The sequence below is a fragment of the Deinococcus humi genome, from assembly GCF_014201875.1.
Lineage (GTDB): Bacteria > Deinococcota > Deinococci > Deinococcales > Deinococcaceae > Deinococcus > Deinococcus humi.
Genome location: NZ_JACHFL010000001.1, coordinates 630612 through 644401, shown reverse-complemented (window position 1 = coordinate 644401; position 13790 = coordinate 630612). Strand labels below are relative to the sequence as shown.

Below are 13790 nucleotides of genomic sequence, written 5' to 3'. Positions count from 1 at the left end.
TCAGGTCCAGATGGCTTTTTGACAAAAAGAAAAAGCCTGTCATCGACAGGCTTTCTGTGGTGGAGCCAAGCAGGATCGAACTGCTGACCTCGTCATTGCGAACGACGCGCTCTCCCAGCTGAGCTATGGCCCCACACCACGTGAACCAAGGGCGAGAAGGACTGTAGCACGCACCAGACGGCCTTGCAATACAGGGCAGCGGCCAAGAACTGGGCGCAGGGCAGAGACGGGTCCCGTGGCAGCGGTGAGCCTCCTAGGCCAGGCAGTCGCCGTTCAGGACCAGGTCTGTTGTCCAGGCTGACTGCCAGATTCCGTCGAAAAGCCCTTTGTCCTGATCCGCTGTGTGGGGCACGTCCTGCATGATTGTTTTGGATACACTGCGCCCATGCAGATTGCCGACCCGCTGGGCGTGCCCGGAGCGCCGCACGAGACCCTGAATGCCGTCATGGCCACTCTGGAACAGCACAGTTCGGGGGCCGCGGCGGGCCGTTTGATCCTGGTGACCGACCGGCAGGGAGACCGCGACCGTGCGGGCTACGCGGCAGTGCTGGTCGTGGGGCCGATGGTGACGGTGGCGGCCCAGGCGTTTGGGCCGCGTTTCGGGCCAGCGGGCATGGAGGCGCTGGAGCAACTGGTGCGCTGGGCGCAGGCCCACGATTGGCCGGTGCGCGAGACAGTCATGAACGTCTCCGATTTCACGCGGGTGATCGATGAGCCGGAAACCGCTGAGATCAAACGGTTGCTGGCGGCCAGCAACCCCAGCGACCCGGGCATCTACCTTGTGTGGCCCGCCGCCTGGAAAGAGGCTGCCTGGCAGAATTGATCCCCACCCCCGCTGGGGGTCCTTTCCCTGCCAGACAACACTGAATATTCGGGGCCAGGGGCGCGCGCCCCTGGCCTCGTTGGTGTTCTTAGGGCTGTTTCCACCAGATGCCCACCTCAGGGTGGCAATTGTTCTCTAGGCGCGCGTCCAACTGCCCGCCGCCGTTCCTGGCGACTTGGTCTCCCCCTGTCCTGCCGCGGCGCTCCGGTCCACCGTGAAGGGCTGTGTCGGCGGTGGAGAAGAGGAGAGCCGTTCAAATGGACGCCGGGTCAGCGCCAGACGTGCCTAAAGCGCGTTCTTGAATGATTGAGGTAAGAGTTCGGGTGTCACGATGACCCGCAGGTGCCGATCACCTGCTGTCTTTGAACCCGTGCTGGCCGCCCTCTTGGGCCTGCTGTTCTCTGCCGGGTACCTGCGTTTTCTCCAGAGAGCCTGACCACGCCTCGGCGCCGCATGACCGCTTCCCTCCACTCACCCCTCGCCCTGTTGTGTTTTCCTCACGGGACCGAACATTCATCAGCGTCTGTGGACGCGAGGTAACTTCAGCGTGACCCCTTCCCTGTCCAAATCCAAGCGTGCCGCCCCGGACCATCTGGCCGGGAAGCGCACCGTTCGCACGTCCACCCCCCACACCAGCACCGTTCCGGCGCCTGCCGGTCAACCCAGCGCGGCGCTGTACACGGCGCTGAGCGATCTGCTGCGTGCCCACGCGCCGGAAGCGGCGTTGCTGGCGCGGGTGGGAGGAGCGGTGCTGCGGTTGGAGGGAGATACCCTTGAACAGTGCGGACCGGAGCTGGAGCCGCCCGAGGAATGGCTGGAGGGCGGCGAGATGACCTGGCTCTCACGCGACGGCGAGTTGCTGGGGCTGCTGTGGAGCGACGCGGGACCGGTGTCGTCCACGGCGGTAGAGGTGCTGACCATGCTGCTGGCGGCCTCGCGCCCGGACGGGGCAGGACGAGAAGCCGAGGTGCTGGTCACGCAGTTGCCGGTGGCCACGGCCTGGCTGACCCCTGAGCTGGTGTTCCGGCGGGTCAGCCGTCCATTTCTGGAACTGCTGGACCTGAATGACGCCGGGGTGCTGGGGCGCACGGTGGCAGAGGTGCTGCCCGGACATCCCGCGTTGCTGCTGGCGCTGGAGGGTGCTGTGGCGGGCCGGTCGGTAAGGCTGCCCGACGAGCGGCTGGCCGGGGCCGATCAAATCACGGGCCTTCCGCGCTGGATCCGCGGCGAGGCGCGGCCTTACCTGGGCGGCTGGGGCGCAGGCGTGATGGTGACCCTGCAGGACGTGAGCGGCGAGTACGAGCGGGCCGCGCGGGTCTCGGCGCTGTTGGACACCCGTACGCCCGCCGCGCTGCTGACCGAGGACGGCACCGTGCTGCATGCCAGTCCCGGCCTGAGCGAACTGGCCCCCCACCTGCCCGGACAGCCGCTCCCGGTGATCACGGGCGCGCCGCTGTGGGCCTGGTCTGGCTTTGAGGGCGCCCCCTCGGCAGCGGTCCGCAATCTGGTGCGGCTGGCTGCGGGGGGCAGTGTGGCGCAGGCTGACGTCAAACTGGCGACCGGCGAACTGCTGACCCTCACTGTGCGCCGCTCGTCGGAGAGCGGGCTCCTGGTGGCCGAGAGTGTGGGCGCGTCGGTGGGCGCCGCGGCCCCACTGGGACTGATCTCGCAGATGCTGGCCCTCTCCGAGGATGCCGCTGTGCTGGTGGACGCCGCTGGCCGGGCGCAACTGATCAATGACCGCGCCGCCGCATTGCTGGGCGTCGAGGCCGCACGCCTGGTGGGCCTGGGGCTGATGCGTGTGCTGGGCGAACTGGGGGTCAAGGTTTTCTCGCCGGACGGGCAACCGCTACCCCTGCCCGACTGGCGCACCCTGCCGTCACCGGTGCCGTCGCGCCGCGAGGTCCTGCTGGCCCTGCCCGGCCACTCACTGCGTCACATGGAACTGCGCATGACGCCTGTTGGGCCAGAGGGGAGTCACAGGGAATCGGGGCACCGGGGCAGCGCGCCGACGGGCGGTCTGCTGCTGACGCTGCGCGACGTGACTGTGCTGCGCCGCGCCGAGGCCAAGATGCACCACGACGCCCGCCACGACTCATTGACCGGACTGCGCAACCGCGTGGGCCTGCGCGAGGATCTGGCGGCGCTGGAGACCGGGCAGGGGGCAGCCGGCGCCCTGGTCTGCTTGAACATCGACGGCTTCAGTGCCCTGAACACGGCGCTGGGTCGGGTGGCCTGTGACCGCCTGCTGATTGGTCTGGCCGCCCGCCTGAACGATCTGATGGCCGGACTGGGGCAGGGGCAGGGCAGCGCGGCCCGGCTGGAAGGGGGCACCTTCGCCGCGTTGCTGCCGGGACTGGACATCCACGAGGCGCTGGAAGCCGTGCAGCGCTCGCTGAGCGTTCCGCTGCGCTGCGGCCCGCGCGAGACGCTGTTGACCTTCGCGTTGGGGGTGGCCCCGCTGGACGGCGGGACCGAGGACACCATCTCGAACGCCGAGATCGCCGTGCGCCACGCCCGGCAGCAGGGCCGGAGCGGCCTCGGCTTCTATACGCCGGCCCTGCGCGCCGGGGTCCGCAACTCCTACGCGCTGGAAGAGGACCTGCGCGGCGCACTCACGGCCCACGAATTCACGTTGCTGTACCAGCCGGTCCTGGACCTGAGAACGGGCCGGCCGCTGGGCGCGGAGTCGCTGTTGCGCTGGCAGCACCCCGAACTCGGTCTGCTGCTGCCCCAGAGCTTTCTGGAGGTGGCGGGCCGCAGCGACCTGATCACCCGCATCGGCGAGTGGGTGGTCGAGGAAGCCCTGGCCAGTCGTGCGCGCGTGCGCGCCGAATGTGGGGCCGCGCTGCCGGGGTGGCAGGTCAGCGTCAACCTGAGTCTGGAGGAGCTGCGCCGCAGCGAGGGCCTGCGCCGCCTGCTGCCGCTGCTGAGCGCCCAGGGTGCCCCGGATATCGAGGTCACGGCAGGGAGCCTGCTGGACAACAGCGAGGAAACGCTGGGCCTGCTGGAGCAGCTCCGCAGCCACGGCGCGCGCCTGAGCGTGGACGATTTCGGCGACGCTGTGGGCAGCAACCTGAGCGCCCTGACCCGCTTTCCCCTGACGGCCATCAAGCTGCACCCCACCCTGACCTCCCGTCTGCCCGGTGACCCGCGTGTGGTCACGCTGGTGGAGGCCACCATTGATCTGGCGCACCGCCTGGGGCTGAAAGTGGTGGCGGTGGGCGTGGAGCGCAGCGAGCAGCTGGACATCCTGCGAGAACTGGGCTGCGACGCTGCGCAGGGCTATGTGGTCTGCCCACCGCTGCCCGAGGCGGCCCTGCTGGCGTGGCTCTCGGAGCGTTGAGGACCGCGCCCGGACGGCTTCACCAAACTTTTCGATGGTAAGACGACACACCCTCTGCGCGCGGGCTGGATGGTCTGGTGAAGTATGACCACCACCGAAGAGTTCATGAGCGCGCTGCAAAACGCCGAAGCCAGCAAGGACCCGTCCGGGCTGGTGGCCCTGCACGCCGGGGACGTGACCCTCAGCAACCTGACCACGAAGACCTGGCAGGGAATGGAAGGCGCGCAGGCCTTCTGGGAGTCGTACCTGAGCGACTTCCAGGAGATTCGCAGCGAATTTACGCACCACCACGAAAGTGACGGTCAGGGCGTGATGGAGTGGAACGCGCGCGGCAAGCTCAAGAACGGTGACGACATCGAGTACCGGGGCGTCAGCATCATCGAGATCAAGGACGGCAAGGTGGGCGCTTTCCGCACCTATTACGACAGCGCCGCCTTCGTGAGTCCAGCGCAGGAATAAGTAAAGAACCCCCAGGAGGCCCTCCGACGCCGGAGGGCTTGGTGCTGTACGGCGTTGCCGGGTTGGGGCCAGCTTGCCCTAGACTGCCCGGCATGTTGCTGTATGGAAGGAATCCGGTTCTCGAAGCCCTGCGAGATGGGCGGGTGGGTGAGATCCTGGTGGCGCGCGGCGTCGAGGAAAGTTTCGTGGCAGAGCTGAAAGCTGCGCTGGGGGACAGCGGCGTGCGTTTGCGCTTTGCCCCGCGCATTGAGCTGGACCAGCTGGCCGGGACCACCGCGCACCAGGGTGTGATGGCCGAGGTGGAGGATCTGGCCTGGGCCACGGTGGACGACATCCTGGACCGCGCCGAGGCCAAGGATGAGGATCTGCTGATCGTGCTGTTGGACGGCATTACCGATCCGCGCAATTTCGGGGCGATCATCCGCAGCGCTGAGGTGCTGGGGGCACACGGCGTGGTGGTGGAGGAACGTCGCAGCGCCCCGCTGTCCCCGGTGGTGGCAAAAACGGCGGCGGGGGCCACCAGTTACCTGCCGGTGGCGCAGACCAAGAACCTGCCCCGGCTGATCGACGCCCTGAAGGAAGACCGGGTGTGGGTCTACGGCGCGGCAGGCGAGTCCGCTCAGGACGTGACCCGGACCGATTTCAGCGGACGCGTGGCCCTGGTGATCGGCGCGGAGGGTGAGGGCCTGCGCCGACTGGTGCGCGAGAAATGCGACGTGCTGGTGGCCATTCCCACGCGTGGGCAGGTGGACAGCCTGAACGCCTCGGTAGCGGCTGGCATCCTGATCCACGAGGTGATGCGCGGGCGCGGCAAGGCATGAACAGGCCTGAAAGTCGCCACACCGAGAAGATTTCCAGTGACGCCATGACCCTGGAGGTTCTTCCCGAACTGGGGGCCAGCATCCTGAACCTGCGGGCCGCTTCGGGCCGCCCGGTATTGCGGGACGTGGCCTTGGCGGACGTTCAGACCAGCAGTCAATGTGCCAGTTTTGTCCTGCTGCCCTTTTCCAACCGTATCCGGGACGCGCGTTTCACGTTCGGGGGTCAGGAAGTGCAACTTCGGGCCAACACCAGAGATGGACTGGCCCAGCATGGCGATGTTCGCAATCGCCCCTGGACGGTCAGGCGCGCCTCAGACAGCCACCTGATCTGCACCTTCGACAGCCGCGACTTTGACGACATGAACTGGCCCTGGGCCTTCACGGCGCTCATGGAATACCGCCTCCATGGGCCGCATCTGGACACCACCGTCACGCTCACCAACGTCGACACCCGCGATATGCCTGCCGGGATGGGCCTGCACCCCTACTTCGAGCGGCTGCAGGACGGCATCGATCCGACCCTGACCTTTGACGCCCCCCTGACCTATGACACCGACGAGCGAAGCCTCACGCTGGGCGGCGCACGCGAGGTCCGGCCCGGGGAGGATTACCGCGCGCCAGCGCACATCGGCGGGCGTGAGATTGACCGGACCTTCACAGCCTGGGACGGTATCGCACGGCTGGATTGGTCTGAGACGGGGCACCCCGAACGGGCCGTGGTCCAGACCGCCGACAACGTCTACTCACATCTGGTGGTGTTCACCGCGCCGGACGGCAATCTGGCGCTGGAACCCGTCTCACACGCCACCGACGCTTTTAACCTGGCTGCAAGGGGCGTGGGCGGGGTGGACATGCGGGTGCTGTCACCGGGGCAGAATCTGGCGGGAACGGTGCGGATCACGCTGGAGGGCAAGTGGTAGGAGCGAGGACTGCCGCTCAGGCCGCGTTCGTGGCCAGCAGTTCGCCGTCCGCGCTGCGCAACTCAAAGCCGGGGCGTGGCCGGGCGGCCAGCCAGCGCAGGGCGTCGAGCAGATCATCGGTCTCGCGCATGACTTCCGGCTGGACCGGACTTTCACGGCCCGCATCGCCCGTCCAGACGATGCGGTAGGCACGGGCGGTGCGCGGCGGCGTCCAGGGGGCGCCCGCTTCTTCCTTCACGAAGGCTCTAGACATCCTCACAGGCTACTGAAGCGCTGTGAAGGGCAGATAGGTGCCGGATAACCCTGTCTTTACCCGTTGCGCCTTCTACTCGCCCGGCAGGTTGGGGAGGCTGGCCCTGGCCACCAGGGTGATGCGGGTCTCGCGGGGCTGCTTGCCGCGCAGATAGCCGATGGTCACCGTGTCACCGACCTCGCCACTTCTCAGGGCGGTGATGACCTCGTTGGCGTCGCGGGTGCGCCGACCACCCACGGTCGTGATCACGTCGCCCAGCTTCGTGAGGTTGCTGTTGGCGTCGTACTCGCCGCCCAGCAATCCCGCGCGGTCCGCCGGGCTGCCCCGCACCACCCGGGCGATCACGCCGCCCGCCGGTTCGATCAGGCCGCTGTGAAAGCTGTCCAGCTCAATGCCCAGGACCGGGGTGTCGCGCTTCTCTCCTGTCCGCAGCGCCGTGATCAGGTTGTCGCCGTCCACCACCGGCACGGCGTAACTGCGCCGGGTGATGCCGCTGCTGTCCACGCTGATGTAGCTGACCACGCCAATAGCCTTGCCCAGCCCATCGATGATCGGACCGCCGCTGTCGCCGGGGGCCAGGGGCGCGTTCATTTCCAGCGTCCCCTGCGGGAAGTCGGCCCGCGCGGCCGCTGCGCCCAGCCGCAGTAACTTGCCTCGCCGGGGTTGCAGGAAATCGCCGCCGCTGTTGCCCACCGCAAGCACGGTCTCGCCCACGCGCGGCGCACGGGCAGCCAGCGGCAGGAAGGGAAAGGGGCCGCGGCCCTGCACTTCCAATAGCGCTACGTCGGCCCGCGCGTCGAAGGCGGTCACCTTCGCCCGGTACGATTTTCCGTCCAGCGTGCTGACCTGAAACAGCGTGCCCAGGCTAACGACATGGTAGGCGGTCAGCACCTGCCCGGTCTCGCTGATGAAAAAGCCGGTGCCGATGCCCGCCTCGCGCGTGCGGGGGTCCAGGCTCTCCACGCGCACGGTGGCGGGGCGAACCTTCTTGAACAGGGCCTGGGTGGCCTCGGGCAGCGTATTCGGCAGCTTGGCGGAGATCTGCGGCTGAGGCTGCTGGGGAACCAGCTCAAATTTGGGCTGCCAGTTGGGCAACAGGTAGGCCCCCAACGCCAGGATCAGCAGAACAGGAAGCCAGGGCGATACGCGCACAGCTGCAGTCTAGAGTGCCCCGCAGGCGGGCAAGGTAGGCAAAGGCACGCAGCCAGGGGCAGGGAGGCGTGGCTCAGCCTGCCGGCGCCAGCGCCAGCGCTCCCAGCAAGGGTGACCTGGTGGGGATGAAGACCACCTCACGGCCTGCAAATTGGCTGTGGAAAGACGCGGCCACCAGTGGATTGAAGCTGCCGCCGCACAGCGCGACGTCGCGGCCCCCGCTGCGGTCCAGCACTGCCCGGCCCAGACGGGCCAGCTCCTGTCCGGCGCGGCGCTGGATGTCCTGGGCGTGGGGGTCGCCGTCCAGCGCAGCGGCGTGGACGGCGGGCGCGAGGCGGGCCAGGGCGGCGCGGCCCTCGCCGTACACGTAAGCGCGGATGTCGGGCCAGTGCCGGGAGCCGATTACCTCGAAAAGCCTGGAGGCCAGCAGGCTCTCCCGCCGCCCCTCGTCCACTGCCCGCAGGACCGCCTTCAGGCCCTGCCGTCCCTGCCAGAAGGCCCCACCCCCATCGTCGATCAGAAAGCCGTGGCCGCCTGCGCGCATCACCTCGCCCGCCACCGTGCGGTGATAGGCCATGCTGCCGGTTCCGGCATACACCAGCGTGCCGCCGCCAGCGGGAAAATGCGCGGCGTAGGCCAGGTGCAGATCGTCGGTGACGTACAGCGTCTCGGGCGCAAGGCCGAAGGCCGAGGACAGCAGGTCCACGATCAGCGGCGTGTATTCAGTTTGTAGCCCGGTGACGCCCGCCACGACTGAAGAGGGCCGTGCGGGGACAGCGGCGCGCATTTCTGCCAGCCCCTCGCCCAGACGCTGCCGGGCTTCGGCCGTGTAGAGGTGGCCGGACAGGGGGGCGTAAACCCCGCTGGCTGTGATCTCCTCCCCAGAGAACAGCGCCCATTTGCTGCTGCTCGCCCCCAGATCGATGCTGAGGATCATGCCCTGTCCGCTGCCGCCGCGCGAAGGGCAGGCCCACCACCCTGCTGGGCCACCTGCGTCATTGAGCCCATGAGGGCGGGGCGATGCGGGCGGTTATCCGGGCGTGCCCGACAGGACACAAGCAGGCTGCGTGACAGGTTCATCCGACGCATTGTTCCACGCGCTGGGGCCTGGGCCGAGCCTGGATGGGCGGCGACATGGGGGAGCTGATTCCCGTCCCTGCTCTACGCTGAACCCCATGTCCCACTGGCTCCTCAAATCTGAACCCGAGGTCTTCGGCTACCCCGATCTTGAACGCGTGGAACGCGAATCCTGGAACGGCGTTCGCAACTACCAGGCACGCAATTTCCTGCGGCAGATGGCGGCGGGTGACCTGTGCCTGTTCTACCACTCGCGCAACAAGACGCCGGGCGTCGCGGGCGTGGCACGGGTGACGCGGGCCGCCTCTCCGGACGATCTGCAATTTGACCCGGCCAGCGCGTACTTTGATCCCACATCTGATCCGGATCAGCCGCGCTGGAGCATGGTGGAGGTAGAAGCCGTGTGCGCTTTTCCCACTCTCCTGACACTGGAGACCATCCGTGCCCTGCCCGGGTGGGAGACTTCGCCGCTGACCCGTAAGGGCTCGCGGCTGAGCGTCCTGCCCGTGACAGCCGAGCAGTTTGAGGCGGCGTTGGCGGCGGTAGGGCTGCATGCGGATCACCTTTGAACTGCTGAGCGAAGCGCATCTACCCACGCTGACGCGCTGGTTGCCGCAGCCTCATGTGCGCGCCTTCTGGGACGACCGTGAGCGTGACGTGGCGGCGGTACGGGCACCCTATTGCCGCCCTGGGCGGGAGGTCCCCGGCTTCGTTTTCAGCTTGGACGGGTGGGCAGCGGGCTTCATCCAAAGCCAGCACATCACACCGGGGCATGGTTTCTACAGCTGGGCGGCAAGTGACGGCGAAACCTGGGCGATAGACGTGCTGATTGGTGACGCCGAGCTGACCGGGCAGGGGTGGGGGCCACAGGTCATCCGGACGTTTGTGGGAAAGTTGCGTGCCGAGCGGCCAGCATTGCGGCGGGTGTTGATTGACCCTGCCTCTGAAAACACGCGGGCCGTTCGCGCCTGTGTGAAGGTGGGATTTCTGCCTCTTGCCGTGCTGGAGGGCGAAGACGGCCCGGTTCGCCTCATGCGGCTGGACTTATCGGACTGAGCTGTCACGCCGTTGTCAGAGACGCTGGGCCACACTGCCCTATGGAACTCGTGTTCGCCGGACTGGCCATCGTTTTCTCGCTGCTGCTGGCCTCCTTGCAAAAACAGCCGGAACGCCAGCCTCTACGGGTGCGCCTCCAGAACCGGCGGGACTGAGGCCACACCACGCGTGGCGACAGAACCGGGGCGGGTGACCACTCCCGATCTGCGTTGACCCGTCCCGCGCAAGAGTTCTGCAAGACCCGCTGCCCGTATACTCGCCGCGTGACTGTGACCTGGCAGGGCCGCCCGCACACGCTGGGTTCGCGCGTGTCGCTGTTCCTCCTGCGGCTCTCCGGCTGGACGCCGCTGCTGGAACCGCCGCCCGGCGGGGCCGTCAAGTTCGTGACTGCTGCCGCGCCGCACACCAGCAATCTGGACTTCTGGCCGGGGCTGTTCTGGAAGTGGGCCACCCGCATTCCACTGCACTGGGTGGGCAAACGCGAGCTGTTCGGTTTTCCGCAAGGCCTTTTCATGCGCGCCGTGGGCGGCATCGCCCTGGATCGCCGCCGCGCCGGGGGCAACTTCGTGGACGCGGTGGTCTCGGTCATCGAGCGCGAGGAAGAGATCGTGCTGCTCGTGGCGCCGGAGGGCAGCCGGGGGCAGGCCGGGTACTGGAAGACCGGTTTTTACTACATGGCCCTGCAGGCGGGCGTGCCGATTGCCGTGACCGCACTGGACTGGGGCCGCAAACGCGTGGGCATCATCGGGTACATCCAGCCGACGGGCGATCTGAAAGCTGACTTCGCCCGGATTGCCGCACTCCTGCACGACGTGCGGGGCCGTGTCCCCGCCAATGAGTCGCCCGTGATCCCACGGCCCGAAGAGGCCACTCCGACCGATTTGGCCTGAACTGGGACAGGCGCTGGTTCCGCCAGGAAAAGGCCTCTTGCGGCCTGGAGCGAACGAAGGTGTAACCCACACGTAACGCCGGGGCGTTACACTCTGCGACGTACCAAAATCCAACCCTAGCAAGGAGGACGGGACGATGCTCGAACTCGCATCCAGACGCTTCCCATGACGGCCCAGACCCGCCCTGTTGCCCCGGTTGGCACGATCCATGGGCTGAGAGTGGCCCTTGAGGCGAGGAATCTGGTCAAGGATTTCAGGGGCTTCCGCGCCACCAACGACGTGACTCTGGACATTCATGAGGGCGAGATCCACGCCATCATCGGCCCCAACGGAGCGGGCAAGACCACGCTTTTTAATCTCCTGTCGGGTTTCCTGAAACCCACGTCGGGCGAGATCCGCCTCTTCGGGGAGCGCATCGACACCCTGCCGCCGCACCAGATCGTGCGGCGCGGGCTGTCGCGCTCGTTCCAGATCAGCAGCGTCTTTCCCACCATGACCGTGCGGGAAAACCTGCTGGTGGCGCTGCAATCCCGCAGCCGCCTTCCGGGGCAGTTCTGGACGCCAATTTCACGGTTGCAGCGGCTGGGGCCACAGGCCGACATCATTCTCTCGGACGTGGGGCTGGCCGACTCGCATGCGCGGCTGGCGGCGGATCTGGGCCACGGCGAGAAGCGGCAGCTGGAAATCGGCATCTCGCTCACCCAGGACCCGCGCGTGCTCCTGCTGGACGAGCCCACCTCCGGGATGGGTTCGGAGGGCATCGCCCGCGTGAAAACGCTGGTGCGGCAGGTGGCGCGCGGGCGCACAGTGGTGCTGGTAGAACACAACATGAGCGTGGTCTCGGAACTGGCCGACCGCATCACGGTGTTGCAGTACGGCTCGCTGCTGGCGAGTGGAAGCTACGAACAGGTGCGCCAGGATCCCCGCGTCATTGAGGCGTACCTGGGCGATGAGGGCGACGAATGACGGCGCCGTACACGGCCCCGGGCGCCGCCGCTCCACTCGCCCCTCCGCCCCCGCTGCTGCAGGTGCGGGACCTGAATGCCTATTACGGGCAGAGCCACGTCCTGCATGGCGTCAACCTGCACGTCCAGCCGGGCGAGATCGTCAGCCTGATTGGGCGCAACGGGGCGGGCAAGACCACCACCCTGCGCAGCATCATGGGCGCGCTGCGCTCGCGCACCGGCAGCGTCATCTTCGACGGGCAGGACATCCTGAGGCTGCCCAGCAACCGCGTCGCCGCGCGTGGACTGGCGTGGGTGCCGGAGGAACGCGCCATCATGAGCACCCTGACTGTGCGCGAGAACCTGGAACTGCCACCCGCCCGCCCCGGCGGCTGGACCACCGAACGTGCCTATGAGGCCTTTCCAGTCCTGCGCGAGCGTGGCCACCACCCCGGCAGCAAGCTCTCGGGTGGCGAGCAGCAGATGCTTGCGATTGTGCGCGTTCTGCGCAGCGCCCCCCGGCTGCTGCTGCTGGACGAACCCAGCGAGGGCCTTGCACCGGTGATCGTGCAGCGCATCGGCGACATCATCGAGGAATTGCGTCGTGAGGGCCTGTCAGTGCTGCTGGTGGAGCAGAACCTGAAATTCGCCACCCGACTGGCCGACCGCCATTACGTCTTCGTGGACGGCCAGATCGTCGACGAAGTGCCCCGCGCCGACGCCCTGACCCGCCGCGAGGAATTGCTGAAATACCTGAGCGTCTGACCCCTCTCTCCCTGTTCCCTCCGGAGGATTCCACCATGAAAAAAGCCAGACTGACCGCCATCATTGCCACCGCCGCCCTGTTTTCTGTGACCGCCGTGCTGGCGCAGGGAGCCAAACTCAGCGACAACGCCATCAAGGTGGGCGTGCTGACCGACCTGTCAGGGGTGTATTCGGAACTGTCCGGTCCCGGCAGCGTCAAGGCCGCGCAGATGGCCGCCGATGACTTCATGGCCGCCAACGCCGCCTACAAGGGCAAGGTGCAGGTCATCGGCGTGGACCACCAGAACAAGGCCGACGTCGCCAGCAACAAGGCCGCCGAGATGATTGACCGTCAGAACGTGGACGTGCTGATGGACCTGCCCACCAGCTCCGCCGCCCTGTCTGCCTCCGAGGTCGCCAAGGGCAAGAAGATTCCGGTGATGGTGGTGACTGGCGGCACCACCGCGCTGACCAACGAGAAGTGCAACAAGTACACCTTCCATTACGCCTACGACAACTACATGCTCGCCAACGGCACGGGCAGCGCGGTGACCAAGCGCGGCGGGAACAGCTGGTACATTATCTACCCCAACTATGCTTTTGGGCAGGATCTGGACCGGCAGATGACGGCGGCCGTCAAGGAAAACGGCGGCAAGCTGGTCACGGCCAGCGACGCCACGCCGTTCCCCAACACCGATTTTTCCTCGTACCTGCTCAAAGCGCAGAGCCTCAAGCCCAAGATCTTCGGGACCATGCAGGCGGGCAACGATCTGGTGAACGTGGTCAAGCAGTACAACGAGTTCGGCCTGAAAAAGCAGGGCATCGGCCTCGGGATAGGCCTGCTGTTCGAGACCGACGTGGCCGCGCTGGGCCAGGACGCCTTTGCGGGCGCGTTGGCGACGGTGCCGTGGTACTGGAACCTGGATCAGCGCAGCCGCGACTGGTCCGCCAAGTTCGAGAAGGCCTTCGGTAAGAAGCCCACCTGGGCGCAGGCCGGGGTGTACAGCGCCACCACGACCTACCTGCAGGCCGTCGCTCGCGCCAAGTCCGACAACGGCGACGCGGTGGTCAAGGCCCTGGAAGGCCACCGCTTCAGCGACTTCTTTGCCCGCAGCGCCTACGTCCGCCCACAGGACCACCGCGTGACGCTGGACGTGTACACCGTGCAAGTCAAACCCAAGGCGCAGGCCAAGGAGGCCGGTGACATCTTCACCAAGGTGGCCACCATTCCCTCCGCCAAGGCCTTCACCCCGCTGGCCGAAGTCAAGTGCAAGTTCTGAGGATGGGCTAGGGGGAGTGGGGCGG

General features: G+C 67.2%; 14 protein-coding genes and 1 tRNA gene. 11 read left to right on the top strand and 4 right to left on the bottom strand.

Annotated elements, in window-relative coordinates; translation table 11 throughout:
- Window positions 1-57: 57 nt before the first annotated feature.
- A tRNA-Ala gene (locus HNQ08_RS03240) sits at window positions 58-133 on the bottom strand.
- Window positions 134-385: 252 nt separating this feature from the next.
- On the opposite strand from HNQ08_RS03240, the gene HNQ08_RS03235 reads away from it, so the two are divergent.
- The 5 genes from HNQ08_RS03235 (at window position 386) to HNQ08_RS03215 (ending at window position 6369) form a co-directional block, all read left to right on the top strand.
- A complete protein-coding gene (locus HNQ08_RS03235; RefSeq protein ID WP_184127632.1) occupies window positions 386-823 on the top strand; it encodes a DUF3197 domain-containing protein in 438 nt (145 codons plus the stop codon).
- Between the two features lie 547 nt (window positions 824-1370).
- Window positions 1371-4169 carry a sensor domain-containing protein gene (locus HNQ08_RS03230; protein ID WP_229789643.1) on the top strand — a complete coding sequence of 933 codons (2799 nt, stop codon included), beginning with the start codon at window positions 1371-1373 and terminating at the stop codon, window positions 4167-4169.
- Between the two features lie 84 nt (window positions 4170-4253).
- Complete coding sequence (locus HNQ08_RS03225; RefSeq protein WP_184127631.1) at window positions 4254-4628, top strand: nuclear transport factor 2 family protein; 375 nt, start codon at window positions 4254-4256, stop codon at window positions 4626-4628.
- A 92-nt stretch (window positions 4629-4720) separates the two neighbouring features.
- Window positions 4721-5449 carry a 23S rRNA (guanosine(2251)-2'-O)-methyltransferase RlmB gene (rlmB, locus tag HNQ08_RS03220; protein ID WP_184127630.1) on the top strand — a complete coding sequence of 243 codons (729 nt, stop codon included), beginning with the start codon at window positions 4721-4723 and terminating at the stop codon, window positions 5447-5449.
- Complete coding sequence (locus HNQ08_RS03215) at window positions 5446-6369, top strand: aldose 1-epimerase (protein ID WP_184127629.1); 924 nt, start codon at window positions 5446-5448, stop codon at window positions 6367-6369. The genes rlmB and HNQ08_RS03215 overlap by 4 nt, the downstream gene beginning before the upstream one ends.
- A gap of 16 nt (window positions 6370-6385) precedes the next feature.
- On the opposite strand, the gene HNQ08_RS03210 is transcribed toward HNQ08_RS03215, so the two are convergent.
- The 3 genes from HNQ08_RS03210 to HNQ08_RS03200 form a co-directional block, all read right to left on the bottom strand.
- Window positions 6386-6622: a hypothetical protein gene (locus HNQ08_RS03210; RefSeq protein ID WP_184127628.1), complete on the bottom strand. Its 237-nt coding sequence runs from the start codon at window positions 6620-6622 to the stop codon at window positions 6386-6388.
- Between the two features lie 72 nt (window positions 6623-6694).
- The gene (locus tag HNQ08_RS03205) at window positions 6695-7774 is read right to left on the bottom strand and encodes a S1C family serine protease (protein ID WP_184127627.1); all 1080 of its coding nucleotides are present in this window, start codon (window positions 7772-7774) and stop codon (window positions 6695-6697) included.
- A gap of 73 nt (window positions 7775-7847) precedes the next feature.
- Window positions 7848-8711: an N-acetylglucosamine kinase gene (locus HNQ08_RS03200; protein ID WP_184127626.1), complete on the bottom strand. Its 864-nt coding sequence runs from the start codon at window positions 8709-8711 to the stop codon at window positions 7848-7850.
- A 238-nt stretch (window positions 8712-8949) separates the two neighbouring features.
- Here HNQ08_RS03200 and HNQ08_RS03195 point away from each other — a divergent pair, with 238 nt between their 5' ends.
- The 6 genes from HNQ08_RS03195 to HNQ08_RS03170 all read left to right on the top strand — a co-directional run bounded on the left by HNQ08_RS03195 (window position 8950) and on the right by HNQ08_RS03170 (window position 13765).
- The gene (locus tag HNQ08_RS03195) at window positions 8950-9420 is read left to right on the top strand and encodes an EVE domain-containing protein (protein ID WP_184127625.1); all 471 of its coding nucleotides are present in this window, start codon (window positions 8950-8952) and stop codon (window positions 9418-9420) included.
- Window positions 9404-9907 (top strand): GNAT family N-acetyltransferase, encoded by a 504-nt coding sequence (locus HNQ08_RS03190; protein ID WP_184127624.1) that lies wholly within the window; start codon window positions 9404-9406, stop codon window positions 9905-9907. The genes HNQ08_RS03195 and HNQ08_RS03190 overlap by 17 nt, the downstream gene beginning before the upstream one ends.
- 263 nt (window positions 9908-10170) lie before the next feature.
- Window positions 10171-10797, top strand: a complete 627-nt coding sequence (locus HNQ08_RS03185) for a 1-acyl-sn-glycerol-3-phosphate acyltransferase (RefSeq protein ID WP_184127623.1) — start codon at window positions 10171-10173, stop codon at window positions 10795-10797.
- A 165-nt stretch (window positions 10798-10962) separates the two neighbouring features.
- Window positions 10963-11763 carry an ABC transporter ATP-binding protein gene (locus HNQ08_RS03180; protein WP_184127622.1) on the top strand — a complete coding sequence of 267 codons (801 nt, stop codon included), beginning with the start codon at window positions 10963-10965 and terminating at the stop codon, window positions 11761-11763.
- Window positions 11760-12506: an ABC transporter ATP-binding protein gene (locus tag HNQ08_RS03175; protein WP_184127621.1), complete on the top strand. Its 747-nt coding sequence runs from the start codon at window positions 11760-11762 to the stop codon at window positions 12504-12506. Before HNQ08_RS03180 ends, HNQ08_RS03175 begins: the two co-directional genes overlap by 4 nt.
- Before the next feature lie 35 nt (window positions 12507-12541).
- The gene (locus HNQ08_RS03170) at window positions 12542-13765 is read left to right on the top strand and encodes an ABC transporter substrate-binding protein (protein ID WP_184127620.1); all 1224 of its coding nucleotides are present in this window, start codon (window positions 12542-12544) and stop codon (window positions 13763-13765) included.
- The last annotated feature ends 25 nt before the right edge of the window (window positions 13766-13790 follow it).

What these genes read in the sequence shown, in the direction of transcription:
- HNQ08_RS03235 (WP_184127632.1), top strand. Translation starts at nt 386, where the DNA reads ATGCAGATTGCCGACCCGCTGGGCGTGCCCGGAGCGCCGCACGAGACC.
- HNQ08_RS03225 (WP_184127631.1), top strand. Translation starts at nt 4,254, where the DNA reads ATGACCACCACCGAAGAGTTCATGAGCGCGCTGCAAAACGCCGAAGCC.
- rlmB (WP_184127630.1), top strand. Translation starts at nt 4,721, where the DNA reads ATGTTGCTGTATGGAAGGAATCCGGTTCTCGAAGCCCTGCGAGATGGG.
- HNQ08_RS03215 (WP_184127629.1), top strand. Translation starts at nt 5,446, where the DNA reads ATGAACAGGCCTGAAAGTCGCCACACCGAGAAGATTTCCAGTGACGCC.
- HNQ08_RS03210 (WP_184127628.1), bottom strand. Translation starts at nt 6,622, where the DNA reads ATGTCTAGAGCCTTCGTGAAGGAAGAAGCGGGCGCCCCCTGGACGCCG.
- HNQ08_RS03200 (WP_184127626.1), bottom strand. Translation starts at nt 8,711, where the DNA reads ATGATCCTCAGCATCGATCTGGGGGCGAGCAGCAGCAAATGGGCGCTG.
- HNQ08_RS03195 (WP_184127625.1), top strand. Translation starts at nt 8,950, where the DNA reads ATGTCCCACTGGCTCCTCAAATCTGAACCCGAGGTCTTCGGCTACCCC.
- HNQ08_RS03190 (WP_184127624.1), top strand. Translation starts at nt 9,404, where the DNA reads ATGCGGATCACCTTTGAACTGCTGAGCGAAGCGCATCTACCCACGCTG.
- HNQ08_RS03180 (WP_184127622.1), top strand. Translation starts at nt 10,963, where the DNA reads ATGACGGCCCAGACCCGCCCTGTTGCCCCGGTTGGCACGATCCATGGG.
- HNQ08_RS03175 (WP_184127621.1), top strand. Translation starts at nt 11,760, where the DNA reads ATGACGGCGCCGTACACGGCCCCGGGCGCCGCCGCTCCACTCGCCCCT.
- HNQ08_RS03170 (WP_184127620.1), top strand. Translation starts at nt 12,542, where the DNA reads ATGAAAAAAGCCAGACTGACCGCCATCATTGCCACCGCCGCCCTGTTT.